Origin of the sequence: Cohnella faecalis (assembly GCF_003570905.1) — a bacterium.
Taxonomy (GTDB): Bacteria; Bacillota; Bacilli; order Paenibacillales; family Paenibacillaceae; genus Cohnella; species Cohnella faecalis.
The window spans coordinates 291,190-315,342 of the sequence record NZ_QXJM01000037.1; the positions used below are offsets into that span (position 1 = coordinate 291,190).

Sequence of the window (24,153 nt, forward strand, 5' to 3'; positions counted from 1 at the left end):
CACCAGCATTTAATAAACATCGCGCGAATATCTCTTCGATTGGATCATTTCTTTCACAAAGCTTTCCGAATCGGCGGCGCTCATCTTGCCGTGCTCCTGGATGATTTTCTTTAATGTGGCGTCGACCTCTTTGGCCATTCGGCTCGCGTCGCCGCAGACATAGAAATGAGCATTATCCTTTAACCAAGCCCAGAGCTCCGCTCCATTTTGCAGCATTCGGTGCTGAACGTAATTCTTTTCCGCCTGATCCCGTGAAAAGGCGGTGTCCAGCCTGTGCAAAAACCCTTCCTTTTGCAAGCCTTCCAGTTCCTCTTTGTAATAAAAATCGAAGTCGGATCGCTGCTCGCCGAATATGAGCCAGTTTTTCCCTTTGGCATCTGTGGCCCGACGCTCTTGAAGAAAGCCTCGGAACGGCCCGACGCCCGTGCCGGGGCCGACCATGATCATGGAATCGTCCGGATTGGCCGGAGGACGGAAGTGAGAGGATTTTTGAACGAAAATCGGTATGGGCGTTTCGTTCTCCGCGCGGTCCGCGAGAAAGGCCGAGCATAAACCTTTTCTGGCTTTTCCATGGAATGAATAGCGAATCGTCGAAACCGTAATATGAACCTCGTCAGGATTCATTTTCGGGCTTGACGATATCGAATAGAGACGAGGCTGCAGCGGTTTAAGCGTCTCGATAAGCTCTCTGGCGTTCGCCGTCATCGGGAATTCCAGCAGCAGATCCGCCAATTGTCGCCCCCATAGCCACTTTTTCAATTCCGAGTTGTTTTCGCTCTTCAGAAGATGTTCAAGCTTTTCGCTTTTTGAGCGCTCTTGAACAAATTGAAGGATTGCCGGAGTAATTCGGATAATGTCAAGGTGACGAAGAAGCGCATCTTTTACGGGCACTTCTCCCATTCCTTTGACGGCAATAAGGTCGTCGGGATTTACTCGAAGCGCTTCAATCGTTTCTTTGACCAGATCCGGGCAATTCGTCGGCCAGATGCCAAGCGCATCGCCGGCCTCATAGCGGAAGCCTGAGTTTTTCAGATCGAAAACAAATTGGCGCGTTTCTTTCTCGGAGCCGTCTTTACTCAAAAGACGATTAACGAGAAGACGGGATCGGTAAGGTTGATTGCGGTCGTAATCCACTATTTTTGCTTCGTTGGCTGCAGATGCCGAATGTGCCCCGGCTTGAGCGGCTTGATCGTCCGCATGGATGGCGCCTTCAATCGCTTGAATCCAGGAATCGACTTGATCTTCATAGTCCGTATCGCAATCGTTGCGATTCAACAGTCGTTTGCCGCCTAGCGCTTCGATGCGGGAATCGAGATTACGCCCGAAGCCGCAGAACAAATCGTAGTTGGAATCTCCGAAAGCGAGCACGGCATACCGAAGCCCCGGCAATCGAGGCGGATTTTCGGCTTGAAGGGTTTGCCAGAAGTCGGCTCCGTTGTCGGGAGGATCGCCGGCTCCGAACGTGCTTGCAACGAATAGTACATAGCGTTCTTCGGCCAATTGAGCGACGGAATAAGAGGACATGTCGACTATTCGGATGTCGTATCCGCTAGATTGGAGGCTTTGCGCACACTTCTGGGCGGCGGCTTCCGCATTACCGGTTTGCGACGCCCATACGATAGAGACGGAAGGCTTACGATCGATTACCGCTACGGAAGCCGCTGCTGGAGATGTTATCGCTGTTGACTGAGACTGGAGCAAGGGCATCGCGGCATCCGGAAGATAAGTGCGGGAGAACAGTCCGGCCAGCACGCCGTCCAGCCAATTCCGCTTGGTCGGCTCCAGAGGCGCGGTGAGAGGGAGGACGGGAACTCCCGGATTCGAACGCGATTCATTCTCGCGCAGACTCGAAATAAATCCCGAGAGATACGTTTTTTCGTGGCTTTCAAGCGACATAGCCGGTGCGGAATCAATTCCGAGCATCTTGGCTAGCGTATCGATTTGGGCCATATACATTTCCTCCTTTTGAACGGCGGCAACCGCCATGCTTGCGATTTTGCCGTCTGCCAAATTGCCTTCGTTCGATATTTCCGCATTCACGGGGGCGGCAACGCGGACGATCGATACTGCGCAAAATTTGAATTCAGGTTGAAAAGAGATTGGATCGATAGCATCGTTGGTAACGTCGTTAATCGCGAGATTCTCGCCGAAGACATCGTTCCAGTGAAACGGCGCGAAGCAATTGCCGGGGCGGACTCTGTCGGTCACGGCAGCAGGCAAGATAGCAAGCCCACGCCGCGAACGGACTTCCACGCTATCCTTGTCGATAATGCCTAATATGGCCGCATCCTCGGGATGAATTTCAACGAAAGGTCCCGGATTCAGCTTGTTCAGCTTCGGAATTTTACCTGTCTTGGTCATGGTGTGCCATTGATGCTGCAATCGTCCGGTGTTAAGCACGAAGGGATGCTCGCTGTCCGGCATCTCTGCAGGAGGCATATACGGACGTGCAAGGAAGATGCCTTTCCCGCTCTCGGTAGGGAAGACGAGTCGCGGATGGCTGCCGTCTTCATCCACCTTCAGCGACTGGCTGACCCCGTCGTTCAAATAACGGATCGGATTCCGGTCGCTTTCGCCGTTCGGTGCGCATGGCCACTGCATGGGCGTTGCTTCGAGCCGTTCGTAGGTAGCTCCTCGAATGTCATAGCCTGTTTTTGGGTTCCATGCCTGTTGAATTTCCCGGTATACATCGGCTGAGGTTTCATAGGTAAAGGCATCCGAATAGCCCATTTCGCAAGCGATCAGCGCAATGATCCGCCAATCGGGAAGCGCTTCTCCGGGAGGATCGACCGCTTTTTGCATCAAGGTCAGGTTTCGCTCGGAATTGATCATCACTCCTTCGCCTTCGGACCATAATGCGCCGGGCAACAGGACATCCGCATAACGATTTGTTTCCGTATCGAGGAAGGCATCTTGCGTAATAACCAGTTCGGCGGCTTGCAGGGCTGCAATGACATTTTTTCGATTGGGGACTGTGGCGACCGGGTTTGTGCAAATGATCCAGCACGCTTTGATATCCCCGGCCTGCATGCTTTGGAACATGGAGACGGTGCCTGTGCCGACTTCGGTTCGCAGCGTTCCGCGTGGAACTTTCCATAAGTCTTCCATAAATAAGCGATCGGCTTCCGACAGCACGCTTCGTTGTCCAGGCAGGCCGGGTCCCATATAGCCCATTTCTCGTCCGCCCATCGCGTTCGGCTGTCCGGTCAGCGAGAAGGGGCCGCTGCCGGGGCGGCATATTTTGCCCGTTGCGAGATGGAGGTTGCAAATGGCGTTCGTGTGCCAAGTACCGTGAGTGCTCTGATTAAGCCCCATCGTCCAGCAGCTCATCCACTCCTGCGACTGACCGATCCATAAGGCCGTTTGGCGAATATCGGCTTCGGGGATTCCGGTTATTTGAGCGACTTTATCGGGAGGATAATCGTCCAGAAATGCGGTCATGTTCTCCCAGCCCGAGGTAAATTGTTCGATAAAGGCCGGGTCGGTGTGCCCGTTCTTGACGATGAGATGCAACAGACCGTTAAGCAGGGCAAGATCGGTTCCCGGTTTAATCTGCATAAATAGCGATGCCTTGTCGGCAGTAGCATTGCGACGGGGATCGACTACGATCAGCTTTGCTCCCGCTTTAACCCGATCCATTACCCGAAGGAACAGAATAGGATGACAGTCGGCCATATTAGCCCCAATAACGAAGAACAAGTCTGTTCGGTCCATATCTTGATAAGAGCCGGGAGGACCGTCCGCCCCGAGAGACAGCTTGTAGCCGCTGCCCGCGCTTGCCATGCACAATCGCGAATTGGACTCGATATTGTTCGTGCGAATGAACCCTTTGGCTAACTTGTTGACCAGATACTGAGACTCCAAGGACATTTGACCCGATACATAAAAAGAAAGGGCATCGGGACCGTGCTCATCTAGAATGGCTTTCAATCGCTTTGCCGTTCCGCGAATCGCGTCAGTGATTCCCGTCTTGACAGGCTCGTTATTTCGCGACTCTCGAACAAGCGCGTACTCCAATCTTCCGGATTCGGAAATCGCTTGGGCGCAAGTGTTTCCTTTGGTGCAGAGCCTCCCGAAATTCGTAGGATGCTCTTTATCTCCCGTGACCTTGACGACCCGGTTGCCGGACACTTCGAGTACGATGCCGCAACCGACCCCGCAATAAGGACATACGCTTTTCACTTTTTTCGTCACGTCGGATCACCGGCATTTCAATGGTTGTTTTCATGCTAGTTATAACTAAATATAACTAAACATAATTAAATTTAATAAAAATATATATCGTACTACGATAAAAGTCAATGATTTTGTGTTAAGAAATATAACACGAAATGAATAAGTGGGGTTTTGTGTGATGAAAAGTATCATGGGAGGGTGTTCGTTATTCAGACTCCGATGAAGACGATCATTCGAGGGGAATCGGTAAAAAGGAACAGGACAAGATCGAGTTAAGACGAAATGAAGACAGTTAATGTCGAAAAACAACATTCAAAATATGTTAGGAAACATAACACTGATCGAAGAAACGGCAATGTTCTGGGAGAGAGACCGTTGACGAACTTCTTTATTTCTGTTACGTTGTTTAAACGTAATAATTACGTTTAAACAACTGAGAAGGGGTTGGACGTTTTTACGACTATATAACGAGCTAAATTCGTAAAAATTACAATAGGGGTGATCGCGTTGAACGTAAATCGTATTCCGGTAACTGTATTAAGCGGGTATTTGGGCTCGGGGAAAACGACGGTATTGAACCATGTGCTGAACAATCGGCAAGGTCTAAAGGTCGCCGTTATCGTCAATGACCTGAGCGAAGTCAATATCGATGCTGCCTTGGTCAAAGAAGGCGGAGGGCTGTCGCGCACGGACGAAAAGCTGGTGGAAATGTCCAACGGCTGCATCTGCTGTACGCTGCGGGAAGATTTGCTGCGGGAAGTCGAGCGTCTCGCGAACGAGGGCCGGTTCGACTACATTCTGATCGAGTCGACGGGGGTCGGCGAGCCTGTCCCCGTTGCGCAGACGTTCACTTATGTCGATGAGGAGCAGGGTATCGACTTGTCGCGGATTTGCCGGCTGGACTGCATGGTTACGGTCGTGGACGCTTACCGATTCTGGCATGACTTCTCCTCGGGCGAATCGCTGCTGGAGCGGAATCAAGCGGTTGGCGAGGACGACACTCGCGAAGTAGTGGATTTGCTCATCGATCAGATCGAATTTTGCGACGTGCTTCTATTGAACAAATGCGACCTGATCGACGAAGAGGAGCTTGCTCAGCTGGAAGGCGTATTAAGGAAGCTCCAGCCTCGTGCGAAAATCGTGCGAACCGTTCGCGGCAAGGTCGATCCCGCCGATCTTTTGAATACCGGTTTGTTTGACTTCGACGAGGCCAGCCAATCGGCCGGATGGATTCGGGAATTGGAGAAGCCGACCCATACGCCGGAGACGGAAGAATACGGTATTTCGTCCTTCGTCTACGAGCGCATCAAGCCGTTCCACCCCGGCAGATTGATGGAATGGCTGGAGGAGTGGCCGGTTGAGATCGTCCGCGCCAAAGGAACGATGTGGGTCGCCTCGCGCAACGATATGGGCCAAAGCTTAAGTCAGGCGGGGCCGTCCATCCAGTTCGGTCCTTCGGGCTATTGGGTCGCCGCGCTGCCGCAGGAGGAGCGCGAGCTGTATCTTCAGGAAGATCCTGAGCTTGTCGGCATCTGGTCGCCGGAATTCGGTGACCGTATTAATAAAGTCGTGTTTATCGGGATCGAGATGGACCGCGAACGCATCGCGGCATCGCTTGACGATTGCTTGCTCGACGACGCGGAGATGAAGATGGACTGGACAGAGTTCATCGACGAGTTGCCCAACGTGTACGAAGAGACGGGCTTCGCGGAAAGCGTCCTGTAATTCAGAACGAGGGTCAGCGTTACGCTGGCCTGCACCGAGACGGGCGACCCATAGCTGCCGGATACTGACATATGAGCCAGCAGCCATTCATACCGTAGGAGGAGGGAGAGTACGCCAAGAGGAGGGATTGCTGTTGTCGGAACAATTTGTCGCCCGTTCGTTAGAGAGGTAAGGTTCTGGTCGAGGATCATGAAAGAGCATTCTTTGTTTTTGAGATTGGGGTTTCGATGCGAGGACACGCAATTAATTAATGAGGCTAATCATTTTTATTCCATCTTTGAAGCTATTGAGAATAAAGCCAACGCCTACACGCTCGGAACAGACCCGAACGTAATCAGGAGATTTAATGAAGAAGTCCATACGGCAGTATCTTACATATGGGTATTCAAAAGAAGAGTGCTCGGTTTGATACTGACGTGCCAGCTGCCCGCGCCAACAATTTCCCTCTGCTCGTCGATCATGTGAGCAGAGAGGCTAATTACTTCAGGAATCGGCTGGCGGAACTGAACCTCGGCCGGTTAGAGCCATTGCCTGACGCCATCATCGACGAGAATGTCTTTTTCCTGAGAATTATGGCGGATCATGCCAAGTTCATTAGCCATTTGCTTGATCCTTCCGAACGAAAGCTGGTCGATCAAGCCAACAACTTCAGCCATGAATTCGATCAATTGCTGTTTCAGGCAAAGACCTGGAGTCCATGCGACCGCAGTCTCAGACTAAGCCTTTGTTGGACCAATTCCTCGATCAGAACCGGGTATCGGTGAAGTCGCTGCGCGATTTCAAGAAAACGGCGCGCGACTTAATCGAAGCATGCCGAATTAAGAGCATTATCCATCCGCTGCTGGCGGATCATGTGTTCCGTGAAGCGGAGCATTTTTTGCTCATTATCGACATGTTCGAGAACAGCCTTTCGGGCAATCCCGTGCAAGCTGCGCAACCGCATTAAAGCAATCGCACTGCATGCTATCGTGCTGTAAACGGCGGTTCAGGGGCTCCCTGAATCGCTTTTTTGTGAGTCTAGGTCTATAGGCGCAGGTCATTATTATTTTTATCGGCAGGAATTGACAAGACTTTTCGCCAGCCGCGTTTTTATACTACATTATCGACTTGGTTTCCGACTTTTCGATGATTTCCCGGTATGACTTACTTAAGGAGGGCGCGATCCATTGTCAACGGGCAGAAAGGTGTTTTCCTCAAAGAGAGCTTGTACCAGCTAAAAGAAAGCGCGTTAAAAATAGAATCGGCCGCGGCGTTGTCGGGCCGATTTTTCGGCTGCCGAGCAAGGTTATTTGCGCGATCAGCTGGACGTTCCGGTCAGCACGGCGCCTCTGGCGAGCGATACCGTTCTGTTCGAGGATGCGGGAAACGCTGCGACGCTCTATTATTTGCCTCGCTACAAGCTGGACACCGAAAGCACGGTCGATGGCAAAGAGCGGTACAAAGCGGTTCTCGAAGCTCGCGCGCCAGGCTGGGTGTTAAGGCTTCATCTCGTAAAATATGCCGCCGAGGAGCTCGGATTAGCCGACCGGCAAGCGCAGCCGCTGCCGCATCGGACGACGCTGACGCTGCGCTATACGCTGGCGCGGGTCGGGCGGCGTTCAGAAGGAGCTTGCTTTCGGCGAAGTTACGGAAGAGGAGAACGGCCTGCTAGCCGCTATCCAGCTCAACGGCATGGCCGAGCGAGACGAGCTGTATGCGGCCATGACCAAACCCGAATCCAAAGCGAATTTTATTGTCCGGCGCTCCATGCAAGTCGCCGTCCCCATCCCTGGCTCTTCGAACGATTCCCGCACAAGCTTCCGGATCAACGTATATTCATTCCAAGAAGAAGATTTCCTTTAGAAAGGTTCAGAGACCGTTCCGCCAATCTAAAAATCAATCTGCCGCAAGCAAGCCGGAAGCCAGGCTTCGATCCGTTATCCGCGACTCGCAGGTAAGGAGGACGGGATGGACGAACATCAGCCTGGATTCGAAAGCTAAGAGAATAGATTGGACGAACATTGTCGTCGCGCGATCCCAATCGGAGCCCGCCCCGCTGCGGCGCCCCCTCAACGTTATCGCAAGCTTGACCTTACGCTTGATTGCACGCTCCCGTTCTACTTTCCTTCCGAGCTGCACGCTACATCTATGGCGGCATCGGAACGTCGGCGGAGTCTCCGGTGAAGAGCTGGTTTTCACGATTGTTCCGCAGACGGCTGCGGCGGGAGCAAGCCCGGTCGACATTGCTATCGATCACGAGGAAGGCGTCACGGTAATGCCCGATCGCGAAGCAATCTGGAATGCCATACAGGAATCGTATACGGCGCAGTACTTGCAAATCATCAAGGTCAAGACGCTGCCGGCTATTTTCCAGTTGCCGGAAGGGCGGCCGGAAGCGGAGCGTCTGAGCGAGATCGTCGTCGAGCTGAAGCGCGATGGCGAGAGGAGCGTCTCGGTTTCGCTGAACCCGGAGTCGCTTGAGGTTGAAGCTTCGCTGCCTTTCCGATAGGCGACGTCATTCTTCGGCGCGAGGACAGCGGCGAATATAGCTGCAAAGTGACGGCTATCCGCCTTAGCGGAGAAACGGTCAAGGATTGGAAAAAGAAGACCGGCGACCGTCTGTTCATCCTGCAAGACGACGTGACTTGAGATGGCTGTATTGGATTTTCAACAGCCGATCAGAGGCAACGGCTATCCCATCTATTATCCGTTCGAGGGCAGAGGGGCTCACCTCTTGACGCCGGACAAGCTGAGTCCGGCCGTTCGTCCGGCGGACTGCCGGACGTTCAGCTGCAGTTTTATCGCGGCAGCAATCCGATGCTGCCTCCGCAGCCCTACGGTTTGCTGGATATACGGCTTGAGGCGCGCTACCCGTTCGAGGAGGCGCTCGTCAAATTGCGGGAGCTGCACCCCGAGCCCGGGTTGAACGGCTTTATTAACCGGCGGCTATCTTCGATTGCTCGCTACGGGCGGCGTGGAATGGCCGGAGGAGGCGTGTCGTCCGGCAGCTTTGAACGCAAATGGCTATGCAGGCATCCGGTTTTTACTGCGCCTGTCTCTGGAAGGAGCGCAGTTCATGAAGGAGCTGCTGGTGCGGGATACGTGGCCGGTGCGTGCCCAAGCGGAGCTGGAGCTGACAGGAATCGCTCCGCGTCTGCCCGTCAAAATCGCATTCGATCCGCCGCTGCTTCATCGGCTGCTGGCGGAACTGTGCGACGAATCCGGACTCGTCTCCCGAAGCGCGCTTGTTCAATTTTTTTCCAAGGAGCCGGCCGCGATCGGGCTGACTCTAGACGGCGAGCCCGGCAGCTCTGGCGAGCTTGCGGAAACGTTGGCCGACTGGGTCCGTTCGCGATACGGCTCGTTTGCGGCGGCGCCTCTCGCCGATGGCCTCGGCTATTTGGCATTGAACCTTCCGAACGAAGGCTCGGGAGGGTGGAATGGGATTTATCGCAGCCGATGACGACCTGGCGGACAATCGTTGTTTCGCTCGAACCGTTCGACACGGCGCGCCAAGCTGTCTCCTCCGCGGGGCTGGAGACAATCGTACCTCCTCCGGTTATCGTTCCGCCGCTGACTACCGGGTTTCACCAAGTGGACATATCAGCGAATATTCCTGAGCCCGGGCCGGGGGTATTAGCGGTCGGCGTTACCTTGCGAGCCGCCCCGCACCCGCCGTCCCGTCCGCAGGCCGTTACCGCTTCAACGGAGCTGTCGTCTCGCTCAGGCGCGGCTTTCGTGCGGCTCAAGCTTTCGCCGCTAGAACCGCTAGCGTACACCTGCTCCACCTTCATCGTAACGGAGGATTCGCGAGGGATTCGTCAATGGGACGGGCTGGAGCTCGCGAGGACCGAAGAGAGGCTGCGGCTCAAGCCCGACGACTTCCCGATTCGCTTCGTTCCGATTGCCGTCAGTCCTGAGCTTCTTGAGCTTGCAACGATCCGCGGCCGATGCGAGTGGCTTGAAGCAAATCATAGTTCCGCTTCATCGGCATTCGTCCTTGACCGCGATCGGCCGGAGCTCGCTATTGCGATCCCTGCGGCAGCAAGCAACGCGTCGTTCGACTTTGATGTTCTCTCCGTAGAAGGAGATCGTTCCCTTCATCTGGGACCGTTTTCCGCGGAGCCGTTGCTTCTTGGGCTGCATCTTTTTCCCGAATACGGACCGCAGCAGATATCTATCGAGCTTGCCGAAGCGGCTTCGCCATCTCTGGTCGCGATCGACCTTCTCCCGGAAAACCGGGAAGAGATGGCCGAAGCCGTTACCGTACTGGCTCTGACGCGAAATCAGTCGAAGAAGAGCTGGAGTTATCTGGCTTCGTCGCCGTTTTATCCCGGCTTCCGGTATCGGAAGCACGCCGGAGCGGACGGAAGTCCTGAGCCATGGTCGGAAATCCAATCGCCGTTCGAACGGCTTGTTCTCGATGCCTAGCGCGCGAGCAAGCCGTTAAAATAAACGAATCGGAGCCGCTAGTTGGTGAAAGATGCGGTTAAGGGGAGTGAAGAGCAATTTTCGAATCGACGGAATCGTATTTATTCGAAGACGTCACCTGGTATCCGGACCCGAAGGAGCCGTACGATTTTTACTACGTACCGGGCGTGCCTGTTCGGAGAGGGATCCGTCCGGTCAAGCCGTGCTGACACTGTGGCTGTTCGGGCAAAACCAAAGCTCGCGGCTGCAATTCGGCGTCCAATGGACAGCCGAGCAATCGACGCTTCAGGCGTTGGCCGCCGAAATCGTCCGGCGTTACCCGGAGCGGAAGCTCACGGCGGCTTCGATCCGCCTCATGCCGGCTCAAGTCGATATCGACAGCGTGACGCTTGCGATCGGCGACGGGTCGGGAACGTTCGCAGATTTGCAAAGCGTGCGCTCGTCCGGTTATCCGCCGTTCAGCGCCTTGTTCAATACAGCGCTTACTTCGGAGCAAAGCGGCCAAGCAACCGCCGCGCTCAACGGCAGTCCGGATCGTCTTACGGTGACGTATCGCGGACAAGTCCAGCGGAGCGGACAGGGAGCGGCGCAGCTCGCGGCCACGGCCGACTTGAGCAGGTGGCTTCCCGCAGGCACTTCCGCGAATTACATTCGCAGCATCTCTTGATAGCGCTCCAGAACTTATTTTCGATCATAGCCAATATAAGAGGAGGAATTTTTCATGCTGATGTGGGATAAACCGGAAGTCGTCGAAGGACTGACCGTCTACCGCGATCACGAGGATCGGACTTTGTACTACGTCTTGCCAAGCGTTCCGGGGTTTCGAATCGACGATAACGGATTGCCGGTGTTCAAATTTATCAAATACCGGTTTCCGATCGATCGGCCGGACGGCAAGAAGGGCGGCGGCTTCCTGATCGCCGATGTGGAGTTCTCCGTACCCGAGGACAAGCTGGCCAAGGTCAAAGAAGCTCTTCAAGAGCGGTTGGACGAACAAGCGCGCAATCTCGGACAGCAAACTCCGGCTTCGCCGGTCAAATTCGGCCAATTGAGCTTCCTTCGCGGCACTGCAAGCATAACCGTTCTTGATGACGGAGGCAGTCTCGTGGAGAAGGTAATCAACCCGGCCGCGCCTTCGCTTTATGGCAAGATGATCACGCCTTTCACCGCCGAATTGTCCGCAGAAGGCGCAACGCTGCTGGAGCAGGCTCTCCAGGGAAAAGGCGCCATCGTTCAGGTCGCTTACGACCTGTGGATGCCGGTTCGGCTTCCACCCGTGAAGGCGAGAATCTGGTTCAAAGCCGAGAAGTTCATGGAGTTTCATCAGGAAATCGACGTCGAGGAAAATTTCTGGAGCGAGGACGACTACCGCGAGAAAATCAGCGAGAAGTTCTCGCAAAGAGAAGCCGGCGGCGTTCAGATCGACCCGGGCGGAGTGGTCGATCAGAAGGTCATCGGCGCCGTCCGGGATTGGGCCTTGCGGAATTGGGAGGACAGGCTCGCCAAAATGGTTCTCGGAGACATTCCGCCGGTCGATCGGGACGCGAGCAAATGGTACACGGAGCACGATTTTGAGAACATTAGCCGCGACGTTATATCCAGCAGAGTATCCAGCTTCGACATTAAATACGAAGAAGGATCGATCATGGAATGGAATCCGTCGCCGCGCGGATCGCTTCCTAATATTACGACGTTGACGGGCCGCGACGGACAGCCGTTCAAATGGGAAGATTTCTCCTTGACCGTCGATCTGGACGATCCGTTCTTCAGGCAGCTCCGGGTAACGACGAGAGCGAACGCAGATTTCGACAAGCTTCCCTTAAACAGTGTCGAGGTTAAGATCGAATATAAGCAGGGCGCCGAGCACAGCATCAAGGAATTCGATCTTCGCAGCCCTGACGATCTCGGCAAATTCGCCAGCTTCATCGCCAACGACAGCTATAAATACAAATATTCGTACCAAGTGAACTACAAGGGAAGCCCAGGCTTATCAATCGCCCGAAATCGAAAGCGACGAAGAAAATTTGACGATCAACGTCGGCGACATCGGCATTCTGCTCGTGGATGTAGCCCTGGCGACTTGAATTTCAACCAAGTATCCGAAGCTCAGGTAACTCTCCAGTACGAGGACAGAGATAACGGTGTCGATTTAATCGAAGATGTATTCAAGCTGGACAAAGATCACAGCGAGCACGTTTTTCCCGTGTAATTTTTAAGCCTCGCAAAAATCCGTATCGTTATCGAGTCAACTATTTCATGAAGGAAAACGGAAAAGAGTTCAAAAGCGATTGGCAAAGCGGCGTGGCGGACAAGCTGTTCATCAACGATCCGTTCAGTGCTAGCCGGACGGTCAGCGTTCGGGGCTTCGGCGACTTCGCAGCCCGAATCGATTCGATCTTCGTCGATCTGGTGTACCGGGACGAAGAGAACAACTACGGCCAGTCTCAGTCCGTGGCGCTCAGTCAAGCGGTCAACTTCTTCGACTGGACGTTCCCGGTCATTACGAGACGGGAGGACAGGTGACGTACTCCGCGAACATCCGCTTCAAGGACGGCACGTTCGAGGAAGTTCCACGACCGTCAGCGACCGGAACGATCATGCTCGGAGACGTCGCTCTCACCAGAGTATCCAGCTCGTGCCCGATTTGATCAACTTCGATCTGGTGAAGCTCGTTAAGGTGACGCTCCATTATGCGGACGAAGCGAACGGCATCGACGAGACCAAAGACTTCTTGTTCAAGAAGGGCGCCCAGGAAGCGAAGTGGGAGTTTACCTACAAAGACAAATCCAAGCAAGTTTACGAATGGAGAGCGTCTTACTTCATGGTCGACGGATCGGTGAAAAATATCGAGCCTGGCAACACGTCGGAAAAAACGATCGTATTGCCGGAAACGCCGGCTAGGAGGCGATAAAATGCTGTACCTGGCTCCGCCTTATTATATGATCAACCGGGTGTCGGTCTTTCGCGATCACGAGGATCCCTTGCAATGGTACTACCTGCCAGCACGCCTAGACTGACCGAGGTTACGGACGAACAAACGGGCGTTTCCGTTCCCCAGCTTCAGGTCATCCAATTTCGGAGCGGGCCAGACAGCGGCGGCTTCTCAATTTCGATGTCAACCTGGGAGTCGATCCCGACGTGCTGGAGGAGATCCGGGATGAGATCAAGCGCTCGGAGCATCTGCGCGAGTCGCCGCGGCTTGCTCCGGTTCCGTTAATCGACGGAACGGTAAAGCTAATGCTGTTCGACAAGCAAACCGGCGATGCGCCATCGCCTGCAGGACCGAAGATATCTTTCGCTCTTAGCTTCAGCCATAACGCGAAGCCTGCTTGTATGGAGACAATCAGTCGGCATTCTCGGTGCAGTTGACCAAAGAAGGCGTCATTGCTCTGAGAGAGGCGCTGCAAGGGGAGATGTCGCGATCGGAATTATTTATTCGCTTGATTATTTGGCGCTTCGCCCGGCTTATTCCGTTCGGCTGAGCATCGACTGGGAACGAGTGCAGAACCATCTTGACGAGACTTTCGGCTCCGATTCCATTTTTTATCAATCCCAAATTACGGAAGCCGTCGATAAATTGATAGACAACCGGGTCATCGTTATCGAAGACGATTTGTTCGTCGTCGAAGGCGAGGACGAAGGGCTGACGGCCCGGCATGAGCAAGCGGTTGACGAAGTGCGGAGCATGATTACCGACGCTTTCTTCACGCCGAGCTTAAATCCGATCGAGCCGGAAAAAGAGGATACTGGGACAAGATCGAACATCTCGCCAAAACCTCTTCCGCGCTTGCCGTAACGGGCGGATGGGGCTCGTTAGTCAGCTTTTCTTATCGTCAAATCGATTACACGCGTATCGATCGCAAAAGACTGAACGTCAACTTCAGCGAACGGACCGCGGTCAAGAAATCCATCTATCCGCAAGGCCACTTGAGCGGCCTGTTCAAATCGCTGCGGGAGCCGGGCATCGATCTGAGCCGCTTCGTCCTGTCGGTCGATCTGATCGATCCTTGGTTCGAGCTCCGGAAAATCCAGGTCATTTCCCGAGCCGATTACCAGGAGGATGACATCGCTTCGATCCACGTTACGTTGGAATACGGGAATCAGGTGAAATCCGTCTTACTGGATTCGTCGGCTTCCACCTTTAACCTTGAGTGGAACAGCATTCTTGACAACGGTGAGGTGCGGCGTCAAGCGGTGTATCGCTACAAGGTTCTCTTTCGCCATGTCGACGGGACCGAGCGCCCGCTTTCGCTGCAATCTCCCGACATTATCGAACGAGGCGACGTTGTGGAAATCCTTCCAAGAGAGCTGTATTCCATCGTCCCGGTCCCGATTCAGGCGTTGAATTTTCCATGGGAGCGTTATTCGCATGTCGAGGTTCGGACGCAATACGAGGATCCCGAGCATCGGATCAGCCAAGCGGACAGCTTTGTGCTGAGCAAGGAAACCGTCACCGAAGCGAGCTGGAAAATGTTCGTCATGGACTCCGGTAAAACCCGTTTCCGCTACAAAATCATTTATCGCGCGGTTGATTTTCGGGACGTTGAGCTGCCCTGGATGGAGACGGATGAGGAACGGCTGACGATCCGCGATCCTTTTCCGACGAAGCGCACGCTGGAAATCGTTCCGCTGTTCGACTGGACGAAGGTGGACCGGGCTTTCGTGGACGTCTCGTACGAGGACCCGAATAATGGCGTGCTCGAAGAGCAGTCTTTCGAATTCAACGATAAGTCTGTCGCGACCGGGCGCTTTGTCGTTGCACTCCAGGACGCAAACCGGAGGCAGGTCGGATTCAAAGCGACGATTATTCGCAAAGACGGAACGCTGTCCGAGGTTCCGCAGTCGTATACCCTCGAGAGACGTCTTACCGTAAGGGAGGATATGAACGGGCATAAAGTCGTCGCTATCCGGCCCGGGGACGGCGATTTCGCGGAGCTCAAACTTCGCGAGATTATCGTAAAACTCCGATACGATGACCCGGAACGCGGCTTGAGCTTCGCCGACGAGTTCGCATTCAAATCCGCCGCCGACCGCGCGAGCTTCGAGTACGACTATACCGCCGAAGGTCTGCGGTTACCAAATCCAGATCGTTCGCCGCTTTACGAACGGCTTGAGCAATATGATCGACTGAAAACGAGCGATGAGCCGGATGTCGTCGTTCCGTTGAACTAGCGAAACCTAAGATAGGGAAGGAGGAACGGCAGCATGCTCCTATTAGGCAGCCGAACGATTACGATTGAGGGAATAACGATTTTCCCCGATCACGCCGACCCCGACAGTTCTGGTACTTGCCCGGACCGGTTCAGCTTGCCCGCCGCGACGGTCGGGCCGCATTCACTTTCATTAAGTACAAACCGGCAGCCGTAACGGCGGGGCGAAGGGCGGCGGGTTCCTCATGTTTGAAGTGAACCTGCGGCTCGATCCGGCGCTGGAGCGTCGAATATTGTCCAAGCTGCGTTCGATCGCGAAGGATAAGCCAATCTAGCCGTCGTTCTTTCGACGAAGGCCCGTCCTGCACAGCTTTTCGAACGCGGCGTCGATGCGGCGCGGACGAAATAGACTTGCGCTCGACGCCCCCGCTAATCTGTGTATACGCGCTCCAAATCGGCGTAATCTCGACGTTCGAGCCGGACGCATCCCGGTGAACTTAAGATCGTAAATGACGCCTACCGGTTCGGTCCCTTGCTCGAACGCTTTTTCCAGCAAAGTGGCCCTTCCTGGCTAAGGGTGAGGCTGAATACCGCGGTGTTGTCTCCTTGCAGCGATGGGATGGACGAGCCGAGAATTTTCTCGACCGCGTTGAACGACCGGAGGCCGGCTGCGCCAATGCTCCCGCCCCTTGCAAATTAAGAGCGATGCATTGGACGGTACCTTCGTCGAAAGGAACGACGGCTAGATTGGGCTTATCCTTCGCGATCGAACGCAGCTTGGACAATATTCGACGCTCCAGCGCCGGATCGAGCCGCAGGTTCACTTCAAACATGAGGAACCGCCGCCCTTCGCCCCGCCGGTTACGGCTGCCGGTTTGTACTTAATGAAAGTGAATGCGGCCGACCGTCGCGGCGGGCAAGCTGAACCGGTCCGGGCAAGTACCAGAACTGGTCGGGGTCGGCGTGATCGGGGAAAATCGTTATTCCCTCAATCGTAATCGTTCGGCTGCCTAATAGGAGCATGCTGCCGTTCCTCCTTCCCTATCTTAGGTTTCGCTAGTTCAACGGAACGACGACATCCGGCTCATCGCTCGTTTTCCAGTCGATCATATTGCTCAAGCCGTTCGTAAAGCGGCGAACGATCTGGATTTGGTAACCGGCAGGACCTTCGGCGGTATAGTCGTACTCGAAGCTCGCGCGGTCGGCGGCGGATTTGAATGCGAATCGTCGGCGAAGCTCAAGCCGCGTTCCGGGTCATCGTATCGGAGTTTTACGATAATCTCGCGAAGTTTGAGCTCCGCGAAATCGCCGTCCCCGGGCGGATAGCGACGACTTTATGCCCGTTCATATCCTCCTTACGGTAAGACGTCTCTCGAGGGTATACGACTGCGGAACCTCGGACAGCGTTCCGTCTTTGCGAATAATCGTCGCTTTGAATCCGACCTGCCTCCGGTTTGCGTCCTGGAGTGCAACGACAAAGCGCCCGGTCGCGACAGACTTATCGTTGAATTCGAAAGACTGCTCTTCGAGCACGCCATTATTCGGGTCCTCGTACGAGACGTCCACGAAAGCCCGGTCCACCTTCGTCCAGTCGAACAGCGGAACGATTTCCAGCGTGCGCTTCGTCGGAAAAGGATCGCGGATCGTCAGCCGTTCCTCATCCGTCTCCATCCAGGGCAGCTCAACGTCCCGAAAATCAACCGCGCGATAAATGATTTTGTAGCGGAAACGGGTTTTACCGGAGTCCATGACGAACATTTTCCAGCTCGCTTCGGTGACGGTTTCCTTGCTCAGCACAAAGCTGTCTTGGCTGATCCGATGCTCGGGATCCTCGTATTGCGTCCGAACCTCGACATGCGAATAACGCTCCCATGGAAAATTCAACGCCTGAATCGGGACCGGGACGATGGAATACAGCTCTCTGGAAGGATTTCCACAACGTCGCCTCGTTCGATAATGTCGGGAGATTGCAGCGAAAGCGGGCGCTCGGTCCCGTCGACATGGCGAAAGAGAACCTTGTAGCGATACACCGCTTGACGCCGCACTCACCGTTGTCAAGAATGCTGTTCCACTCAAGGTTAAAGGTGGAAGCCGACGAATCCAGTAAGACGGATTTCACCTGATTCCCGTATTCCAACGTAACGTGGATCGAAGCGATGTCATCCTCCTGGTAATCGGCTCGGGAAATGACCTGGATTTTCCGGAGCTCGAACCAAGGATCGATCAGATCGACCGACAGGACGAAGCGGCTCAGATCGATGCCGGCTCCCGCAGCGATTTGAACAGGCGCTCAAGTGGCCTTGCGGATAGATGGATTTCTTGACCGCGGTCCGTTCGCTGAAGTTGACGTTCAGTCTTTTGCGATCGATACGCGTGTAATCGATTTGACGATAAGAAAAGCTGACTAACGAGCCCCATCCGCCCGTTACGGCAAGCGCGGAAGAGGTTTTGGCGAGATGTTCGATCTTGTCCCAGGTATCCTCTTTTTCCGGCTCGATCGGATTTAAGCTCGGCGTGAAGAAAGCGTCGGTAATCATGCTCCGCACTTCGTCAACCGCTTGCTCATGCCGGGCCGTCAGCCCTTCGTCCTCGCCTTCGACGACGAACAAATCGTCTTCGATAACGATGACCCGGTTGTCTATCAATTTATCGACGGCTTCCGTAATTTGGGATTGATAAAAAATGGAATCGGAGCCGAAAGTCTCGTCAAGATGGTTCTGCACTCGTTCCCAGTCGATGCTCAGCCGAACGGAATAAGCCGGGCGAAGCGCCAAATAATCAAGCGAATAAATAATTCCGATCGGCGACATCTCCCCTTGCAGCGCCTCTCTCAGAGCAATGACGCCTTCTTTGGTCAACTGCACCGAGAATGCCGACTGATTGTCTCCATACAAGGCAGGCTTCGCGTTATGGCTGAAGCTAAGAGCGAAAGATATCTTCGGTCCTGCAGGCGATGGCGCATCGCCGGTTTGCTTGTCGAACAGCATTAGCTTTACCGTTCCGTCGATTAACGGAACCGGAGCAAGCCGCGGCGACTCGCGCAGATGCTCCGAGCGCTTGATCTCATCCCGGATCTCCTCCAGCACGTCGGGATCGACTCCCAGGTTGACATCGAAATTGAGGAAGCCGCCGCTGTCTGGCCCGCTCCGAAATTGGATGACCTGAAGCTGGGGAACGGAAACGCCCGTTTGTTCGTCCGTAACCTCGGTCAGTCTAGGCGGTGCTGGCAGGTAGTACCATTGCAAGGGATCCTCGTGATCGCGAAAGACCGACACCCGGTTGATCATATAATAAGGCGGAGCCAGGTACAGCATTTTATCGCCTCCTAGGCCGGCGTTTCCGGCAATACGATCGTTTTTTCCGACGTGTTGCCAGGCTCGATATTTTTCACCGATCCGTCGACCATGAAGTAAGACGCTCTCCATTCGTAAACTTGCTTGGATTTGTCTTTGTAGGTAAACTCCCACTTCGCTTCCTGGGCGCCCTTCTTGAACAAGAAGTCTTTGGTCTCGTCGATGCCGTTCGCTTCGTCCGCATAATGGAGCGTCACCTTAACGAGCTTCACCAGATCGAAGTTGATCAAATCGGGCACGAGCTGGATACTCTGGGTGAGAGCGACGTCTCCGAGCATGATCGTATTCCGGTCGCTGACGGTCGTGGGAACTTCCTCGAACGTGCCGTCCTTGAAGCGGATGTTCGCGGAGTACGTCACCTGTCCTCCCGTCTCGGTAATGACCGGGAACGTCCAGTCGAAGAAGTTGACCGCTTGACTGAGCGCCACGGACTGAGACTGGCCGTAGTTGTTCTCTTCGTCCCGGTACACCAGATCGACGAAGATCGAATCGATTCGGGCTGCGAAGTCGCCGAAGCCCCGAACGCTGACCGTCCGGCTAGCACTGAACGGATCGTTGATGAACAGCTTGTCCGCCACGCCGCTTTGCCAATCGCTTTTGAACTCTTTTCCGTTTTCCTTCATGAAATAGTTGACTCGATAACGATACGGATTTTTGCGAGGCTTAAAAATTACACGGGAAAAACGGTGCTCGCTGTGATCTTTGTCCAGCTTGAATACATCTTCGATTAAATCGACACCGTTATCTCTGTCCTCGTACTGGAGAGTTACCTGAGCTTCGGATACTTGGTTGAAATTCAAGTCGCCAGGGGCTACATCCACGAGCAGAATGCCGATGTCGCCGACGTTGATCGTCAAATTTTCTTCGTCGCTTTCGATTTCGGGCGATTGATAAGCCTGGGCTTCGCCCTTGTAGTTCACTTGGTACGAATATTTGTATTTATAGCTGTCGTTGGCGATGAAGCTGGCGAATTTGCCGAGATCGTCAGGGCTGCGAAGATCGAATTCCTTGATGCTGTGCTCGGCGCCCTGCTTATATTCGATCTTAACCTCGACACTGTTTAAGGGAAGCTTGTCGAAATCTGCGTTCGCTCTCGTCGTTACCCGGAGCTGCCTGAAGAACGGATCGTCCAGATCGACGGTCAAGGAGAAATCTTCCCATTTGAACGGCTGTCCGTCGCGGCCCGTCAACGTCGTAATATTAGGAAGCGATCCGCGCGGCGACGGATTCCATTCCATGATCGATCCTTCTTCGTATTTAATGTCGAAGCTGGATACTCTGCTGGATATAACGTCGCGGCTAATGTTCTCAAAATCGTGCTCCGTGTACCATTTGCTCGCGTCCCGATCGACCGGCGGAATGTCTCCGAGAACCATTTTGGCGAGCCTGTCCTCCCAATTCCGCAAGGCCCAATCCCGGACGGCGCCGATGACCTTCTGATCGACCACTCCGCCCGGGTCGATCTGAACGCCGCCGGCTTCTCTTTGCGAGAACTTCTCGCTGATTTTCTCGCGGTAGTCGTCCTCGCTCCAGAAATTTTCCTCGACGTCGATTTCCTGATGAAACTCCATGAACTTCTCGGCTTTGAACCAGATTCTCGCCTTCACGGGTGGAAGCCGAACCGGCATCCACAGGTCGTAAGCGACCTGAACGATGGCGCCTTTTCCCTGGAGAGCCTGCTCCAGCAGCGTTGCGCCTTCTGCGGACAATTCGGCGGTGAAAGGCGTGATCATCTTGCCATAAAGCGAAGGCGCGGCCGGGTTGATTACCTTCTCCACGAGACTGCCTCCGTCATCAAGAACGGTTATGCTTGCAGTGCCGCGAAGGAAGCTCAATTGGCCGAATTTGACCGGCGAAGCCGGAGTTTGCTGTCCGAGATTGCGCGCTTGTTCGTCCAACCGCTCTTGAAGAGCTTCTTTGACCTTGGCCAGCTTGTCCTCGGGTACGGAGAACTCCACATCGGCGATCAGGAAGCCGCCGCCCTTCTTGCCGTCCGGCCGATCGATCGGAAACCGGTATTTGATAAATTTGAACACCGGCAATCCGTTATCGTCGATTCGAAACCCCGGAACGCTTGGCAAGACGTAGTACAAAGTCCGATCCTCGTGATCGCGGTAGACGGTCAGTCCTTCGACGACTTCCGGTTTATCCCACATCAGCATGAAAAATTCCTCCTCTTATATTGGCTATGATCGAAAATAAGTTCTGGGAGCGCTATCAAGAGATGCTGCGAATGTAATTCGCGGAAGTGCCTGCGGGAAGCCACCTGCTCAAGTCGGCCGTGGCCGCGAGCTGCGCCGCTCCCTGTCCGCTCCGCTGGACTTGTCCGCGATACGTCACCGTAAGACGATCCGGACTGCCGTTGAGCGCGGCGGTTGCTTGGCCGCTTTGCTCCGAAGTAAGCGCTGTATTGAACAAGGCGCTGAACGGCGGATAACCGGACGAGCGCACGCTTTGCAAATCTGCGAACGTTCCCGACCCGTCGCCGATCGCAAGCGTCACGCTGTCGATATCGACTTGAGCCGGCATGAGGCGGATCGAAGCCGCCGTGAGCTTCCGCTCCGGGTAACGCCGGACGATTTCGGCGGCCAACGCCTGAAGCGTCGATTGCTCGGCTGTCCATTGGACGCCGAATTGCAGCCGCGAGCTTTGGTTTTGCCCGAACAGCCACAGTGTCAGCACGGCTTGACCGGACGGATCCCTCTCCGGAACAGGCACGCCCGGTACGTAGTAAAAATCGTACGGCTCCTTCGGGTCCGGATACCAGGTGACGTCTTCGAATAAATACGATTCCGTCGATTCGAAAATTGCTCTTCACTCCCTTAACCGCATCTTTCACCAACTAGCGGCTCCGATTCGTTTATTTTAACGGCTTGCTCGCGCGCTAGGCATCGAGAACAAGCCGTTCGAACGGCGATTGGATTTCCGACCATGGCTCAGGACTTCCGTCCGCTCCGGCGTGCTTCCGATACCGGAAGCCGGGATAAAACGGCGACGAAGCCAGATAACTCCAGCTCTTCTTCGACTGATTTCGCGTCAGAGCCAGTACGGTAACGGCTTCGGCCATCTCTTCCCGGTTTTCCGGGAGAAGGTCGATCGCGACCAGAGATGGCGAAGCCGCTTCGGCAAGCTCGATAGATATCTGCTGCGGTCCGTATTCGGGAAAAAGATGCAGCCCAAGAAGCAACGGCTCCGCGGAAAACGGTCCCAGATGAAGGGAACGATCTCCTTCTACGGAGAGAACATCAAAGTCGAACGACGCGTTGCTTGCTGCCGCAGGGATCGCAATAGCGAGCTCCGGCCGATCGCGGTCAAGGACGAATGCCGATGAAGCGGAACTATGATTTGCTTCAAGCCACTCGCATCGGCCGCGGATCGTTGCAAGCTCAAGAAGCTCAGGACTGACGGCAATCGGAACGAAGCGAATCGGGAAGTCGTCGGGCTTGAGCCGCAGCCTCTCTTCGGTCCTCGCGAGCTCCAGCCCGTCCCATTGACGAATCCCTCGCGAATCCTCCGTTACGATGAAGGTGGAGCAGGTGTACGCTAGCGGTTCTAGCGGCGAAAGCTTGAGCCGCACGAAAGCCGCGCCTGAGCGAGACGACAGCTCCGTTGAAGCGGTAACGGCCTGCGGACGGGACGGCGGGTGCGGGGCGGCTCGCAAGGTAACGCCGACCGCTAATACCCCCGCCCGGGCTCAGGAATATTCGCTGATATGTCCACTTGGTGAAACCCGGTAGTCAGCGGCGGAACGATAACCGGAGGAGGTACGATTGTCTCCAGCCCGCGGAGGAGACAGCTTGGCGCGCCGTGTCGAACGGTTCGAGCGAAACAACGATTGTCCGCCAGGTCGTCATCGGCTGCGATAAATCCCATTCCACCCTCCCCGAGCCTTCGTTCGGAAGGTTCAATGCCAAATAGCCGAGGCCATCGGCGAGAGGCGCCGCCGCAAACGAGCCGTATCGCGAACGGACCCAGTCGGCCAACGTTTCGCAAGCTCGCCAGAGCTGCGGGCTCGCCGTCTAGAGTCAGCCCGATCGCGGCCGCGCTCCTTGGAAAAAAATTGAACAAGCGCGCTTCGGAGACGAGTCCGGATTCGTCGCACAGTTCCGCCAGCAGCCGATGAAGCAGCGGCGGATCGAATGCGATTTTGACGGGCAGACGCGGAGCGATTCCTGTCAGCTCCAGCTCCGCTTGGGCACGCACCGGCCACGTATCCCGCACCAGCAGCTCCTTCATGAACTGCGCTCCTTCCAGAGACAGGCGCAGTAAAAACCGGATGCCTGCATAGCCATTTGCGTTCAAAGCTGCCGGACGACACGCCTCCTCCGGCCATTCCACGCCGCCCGTAGCGAGCAATCGAAGATAGCCGCCGGTTAATAAAGCCGGTTCAACCCGGGCTCGGGGTGCAGCTCCCGCAATTTGACGAGCGCCTCCTCGAACGGGTAGCGCGCCTCAAGCCGTATATCCAGCAAACCGTAGGGCTGCGGAGGCAGCATCGGATTGCTGCCGCGATAAAACTGCAGCTGAACGTCCGCAGTCCGCCGGGACGAACGGCCGGACTCAGCTTGTCCGGCGTCAAGAGGTGAGCCCCTCTGCCCTCGAACGGATAATAGATGGGATAGCCGTTGCCTCTGATCGGCTGTTGAAATCCAATACAGCCATCTCAAGTCACGTCGTCTTGCAGGATGAACAGACGGTCGGGTCTTCTTTTCCAATCCTTGACCGTTTCTCCGCTAAGGCGGATAGCCGTCACTTTGCAGCTATATTCGCCGCTGTCCTCGCGCCGAAGAATGACGTCGCCTATCGGGAAAGGCAGCGAAGCTTCAACCTCAAGCGACTCCGGGTTCAGCGAAACCGAGACGCTCCTCTCGCCATCGCGCTTCAGCTCGACGACGATCTCGCTCAGACGCTCCGCTTCCGGCCGCCTTCCGGCAACTGGAAATAGCCGGCAGCGTCTTGACCTTGATGATTTGCAAGTACTGCGCCGTATACGATTCCTGTATGGCATTCCAGATTGCTTCGCGATCGGGCATTAACGTGACGCTTCCTCGTGATCGAATAGCAATGTCGACCGGGCTTGCTCCCGCCGCAGCCGTCTGCGGACAATCGTGAAAACCAGCTTTTCACCGGAAGCCAGCCGTTCGACCGGGAAGACGGCGTCCCGGAGCTCGAATGCGGTTTCATTTCCATCGGCGGTCAGTTGAATCCGAGACGCTCGATGCGAAGCGGGCTCTCGATCGAATTTCGCAGCGAAACGCGGTATCCCCCTTTGCGGATCGAACGAATGCCGGCTATTCGAACGTCTCGCCTGCCAAATCTGTCATTCGCGCCGTGAACGG

General features: G+C 55.0%; 25 protein-coding genes and 1 pseudogene. 14 read left to right on the top strand and 12 right to left on the bottom strand.

Annotated features, from left to right (window positions below; genetic code table 11):
- Window positions 1-9: 9 nt before the first annotated feature.
- On the bottom strand, window positions 10-4,194 hold the full coding sequence (locus D3H35_RS12630) for a sulfite reductase subunit alpha (protein WP_119149693.1): 4,185 nt from the start codon (window positions 4,192-4,194) through the stop codon (window positions 10-12).
- 489 nt (window positions 4,195-4,683) lie between these two features.
- On the opposite strand from D3H35_RS12630, the gene D3H35_RS12635 reads away from it, so the two are divergent.
- The 4 genes and pseudogenes from D3H35_RS12635 to D3H35_RS12650 all read left to right on the top strand — a co-directional run bounded on the left by D3H35_RS12635 (window position 4,684) and on the right by D3H35_RS12650 (window position 8,389).
- Complete coding sequence (locus D3H35_RS12635; RefSeq protein WP_119149694.1) at window positions 4,684-5,901, top strand: GTP-binding protein; 1,218 nt, start codon at window positions 4,684-4,686, stop codon at window positions 5,899-5,901.
- Between the two features lie 133 nt (window positions 5,902-6,034).
- A pseudogene (locus tag D3H35_RS12640) lies at window positions 6,035-6,847 on the top strand (DUF2935 domain-containing protein).
- A gap of 343 nt (window positions 6,848-7,190) precedes the next feature.
- The gene (locus tag D3H35_RS12645) at window positions 7,191-7,838 is read left to right on the top strand and encodes a hypothetical protein (protein WP_119149695.1); all 648 of its coding nucleotides are present in this window, start codon (window positions 7,191-7,193) and stop codon (window positions 7,836-7,838) included.
- A gap of 140 nt (window positions 7,839-7,978) precedes the next feature.
- A complete protein-coding gene (locus tag D3H35_RS12650) occupies window positions 7,979-8,389 on the top strand; it encodes a hypothetical protein (protein WP_119149696.1) in 411 nt (136 codons plus the stop codon).
- A 218-nt stretch (window positions 8,390-8,607) separates the two neighbouring features.
- Here the strand turns inward: D3H35_RS12650 and D3H35_RS12655 are convergent, their stop codons facing one another.
- On the bottom strand, window positions 8,608-8,790 hold the full coding sequence (locus tag D3H35_RS12655) for a hypothetical protein (protein WP_119149697.1): 183 nt from the start codon (window positions 8,788-8,790) through the stop codon (window positions 8,608-8,610).
- Window positions 8,791-8,836: 46 nt separating this feature from the next.
- On the opposite strand from D3H35_RS12655, the gene D3H35_RS12660 reads away from it, so the two are divergent.
- From D3H35_RS12660 to D3H35_RS12700, 10 genes are all read left to right on the top strand, one after another.
- Window positions 8,837-9,343 carry a hypothetical protein gene (locus D3H35_RS12660; RefSeq protein ID WP_119149698.1) on the top strand — a complete coding sequence of 169 codons (507 nt, stop codon included), beginning with the start codon at window positions 8,837-8,839 and terminating at the stop codon, window positions 9,341-9,343.
- Window positions 9,316-10,311, top strand: a complete 996-nt coding sequence (locus D3H35_RS12665; RefSeq protein ID WP_147355827.1) for a hypothetical protein — start codon at window positions 9,316-9,318, stop codon at window positions 10,309-10,311. Before D3H35_RS12660 ends, D3H35_RS12665 begins: the two co-directional genes overlap by 28 nt.
- Window positions 10,312-10,378: 67 nt before the next feature.
- Window positions 10,379-10,978 carry a hypothetical protein gene (locus D3H35_RS12670; protein ID WP_119149700.1) on the top strand — a complete coding sequence of 200 codons (600 nt, stop codon included), beginning with the start codon at window positions 10,379-10,381 and terminating at the stop codon, window positions 10,976-10,978.
- Window positions 10,979-11,032: 54 nt separating this feature from the next.
- Window positions 11,033-12,520, top strand: coding sequence for a hypothetical protein (locus D3H35_RS12675; protein WP_119149701.1), 1,488 nt, complete (start codon window positions 11,033-11,035; stop codon window positions 12,518-12,520).
- A gap of 47 nt (window positions 12,521-12,567) precedes the next feature.
- A complete protein-coding gene (locus tag D3H35_RS12680) occupies window positions 12,568-12,834 on the top strand; it encodes a hypothetical protein (RefSeq protein WP_119149702.1) in 267 nt (88 codons plus the stop codon).
- The gene (locus D3H35_RS33515; RefSeq protein WP_267901385.1) at window positions 12,831-12,959 is read left to right on the top strand and encodes a hypothetical protein; all 129 of its coding nucleotides are present in this window, start codon (window positions 12,831-12,833) and stop codon (window positions 12,957-12,959) included. Before D3H35_RS12680 ends, D3H35_RS33515 begins: the two co-directional genes overlap by 4 nt.
- The gene (locus D3H35_RS12685; RefSeq protein ID WP_119149703.1) at window positions 12,947-13,222 is read left to right on the top strand and encodes a hypothetical protein; all 276 of its coding nucleotides are present in this window, start codon (window positions 12,947-12,949) and stop codon (window positions 13,220-13,222) included. Before D3H35_RS33515 ends, D3H35_RS12685 begins: the two co-directional genes overlap by 13 nt.
- Before the next feature lie 227 nt (window positions 13,223-13,449).
- On the top strand, window positions 13,450-13,680 hold the full coding sequence (locus D3H35_RS12690) for a hypothetical protein (RefSeq protein WP_119149185.1): 231 nt from the start codon (window positions 13,450-13,452) through the stop codon (window positions 13,678-13,680).
- 79 nt (window positions 13,681-13,759) lie between these two features.
- Window positions 13,760-14,107, top strand: coding sequence for a hypothetical protein (locus D3H35_RS12695; RefSeq protein ID WP_119149704.1), 348 nt, complete (start codon window positions 13,760-13,762; stop codon window positions 14,105-14,107).
- Between the two features lie 131 nt (window positions 14,108-14,238).
- Window positions 14,239-15,483: a hypothetical protein gene (locus D3H35_RS12700; protein ID WP_119149705.1), complete on the top strand. Its 1,245-nt coding sequence runs from the start codon at window positions 14,239-14,241 to the stop codon at window positions 15,481-15,483.
- Between the two features lie 309 nt (window positions 15,484-15,792).
- On the opposite strand, the gene D3H35_RS12705 is transcribed toward D3H35_RS12700, so the two are convergent.
- The 10 genes from D3H35_RS12705 to D3H35_RS12745 form a co-directional block, all read right to left on the bottom strand.
- Window positions 15,793-16,017 (bottom strand): hypothetical protein, encoded by a 225-nt coding sequence (locus D3H35_RS12705; protein ID WP_119149706.1) that lies wholly within the window; start codon window positions 16,015-16,017, stop codon window positions 15,793-15,795.
- Window positions 16,018-16,322: 305 nt separating this feature from the next.
- Window positions 16,323-16,484, bottom strand: coding sequence for a hypothetical protein (locus tag D3H35_RS30750; RefSeq protein ID WP_158594082.1), 162 nt, complete (start codon window positions 16,482-16,484; stop codon window positions 16,323-16,325).
- Between the two features lie 321 nt (window positions 16,485-16,805).
- Entirely contained in the window at window positions 16,806-17,345 is a 540-nt protein-coding gene (locus tag D3H35_RS12710) for a hypothetical protein (protein WP_119149707.1), read from the bottom strand.
- Window positions 17,346-17,620: 275 nt separating this feature from the next.
- A complete protein-coding gene (locus D3H35_RS12715) occupies window positions 17,621-18,775 on the bottom strand; it encodes a hypothetical protein (RefSeq protein WP_119149708.1) in 1,155 nt (384 codons plus the stop codon).
- An 11-nt stretch (window positions 18,776-18,786) separates the two neighbouring features.
- Window positions 18,787-20,976 carry a hypothetical protein gene (locus D3H35_RS12720; protein WP_119149709.1) on the bottom strand — a complete coding sequence of 730 codons (2,190 nt, stop codon included), beginning with the start codon at window positions 20,974-20,976 and terminating at the stop codon, window positions 18,787-18,789.
- Window positions 20,977-21,031: 55 nt separating this feature from the next.
- The gene (locus tag D3H35_RS12725; RefSeq protein WP_119149710.1) at window positions 21,032-21,532 is read right to left on the bottom strand and encodes a hypothetical protein; all 501 of its coding nucleotides are present in this window, start codon (window positions 21,530-21,532) and stop codon (window positions 21,032-21,034) included.
- Between the two features lie 166 nt (window positions 21,533-21,698).
- Window positions 21,699-22,391, bottom strand: coding sequence for a hypothetical protein (locus tag D3H35_RS12730; protein WP_147355828.1), 693 nt, complete (start codon window positions 22,389-22,391; stop codon window positions 21,699-21,701).
- Between the two features lie 98 nt (window positions 22,392-22,489).
- Window positions 22,490-23,170, bottom strand: coding sequence for a hypothetical protein (locus tag D3H35_RS12735; RefSeq protein ID WP_119149712.1), 681 nt, complete (start codon window positions 23,168-23,170; stop codon window positions 22,490-22,492).
- A gap of 17 nt (window positions 23,171-23,187) precedes the next feature.
- Window positions 23,188-23,481, bottom strand: a complete 294-nt coding sequence (locus D3H35_RS12740) for a hypothetical protein (RefSeq protein WP_119149713.1) — start codon at window positions 23,479-23,481, stop codon at window positions 23,188-23,190.
- On the bottom strand, window positions 23,478-23,822 hold the full coding sequence (locus D3H35_RS12745) for a hypothetical protein (RefSeq protein WP_119149714.1): 345 nt from the start codon (window positions 23,820-23,822) through the stop codon (window positions 23,478-23,480). The genes D3H35_RS12740 and D3H35_RS12745 overlap by 4 nt, the downstream gene beginning before the upstream one ends.
- Between the last annotated feature and the right edge of the window lie 331 nt (window positions 23,823-24,153).

Coding starts and splice junctions, on each gene's coding strand:
- D3H35_RS12680 (WP_119149702.1), top strand. CDS start 12,568: ATGAAGGAAAACGGAAAAGAGTTCAAAAGCGATTGGCAAAGCGGCGTG.
- D3H35_RS12675 (WP_119149701.1), top strand. CDS start 11,033: ATGCTGATGTGGGATAAACCGGAAGTCGTCGAAGGACTGACCGTCTAC.
- D3H35_RS12745 (WP_119149714.1), bottom strand. CDS start 23,822: ATGCCATACAGGAATCGTATACGGCGCAGTACTTGCAAATCATCAAGG.
- D3H35_RS30750 (WP_158594082.1), bottom strand. CDS start 16,484: ATGCTCCTATTAGGCAGCCGAACGATTACGATTGAGGGAATAACGATT.
- D3H35_RS12715 (WP_119149708.1), bottom strand. CDS start 18,775: ATGCTGTACCTGGCTCCGCCTTATTATATGATCAACCGGGTGTCGGTC.
- D3H35_RS12720 (WP_119149709.1), bottom strand. CDS start 20,976: ATGCTGATGTGGGATAAACCGGAAGTCGTCGAAGGACTGACCGTCTAC.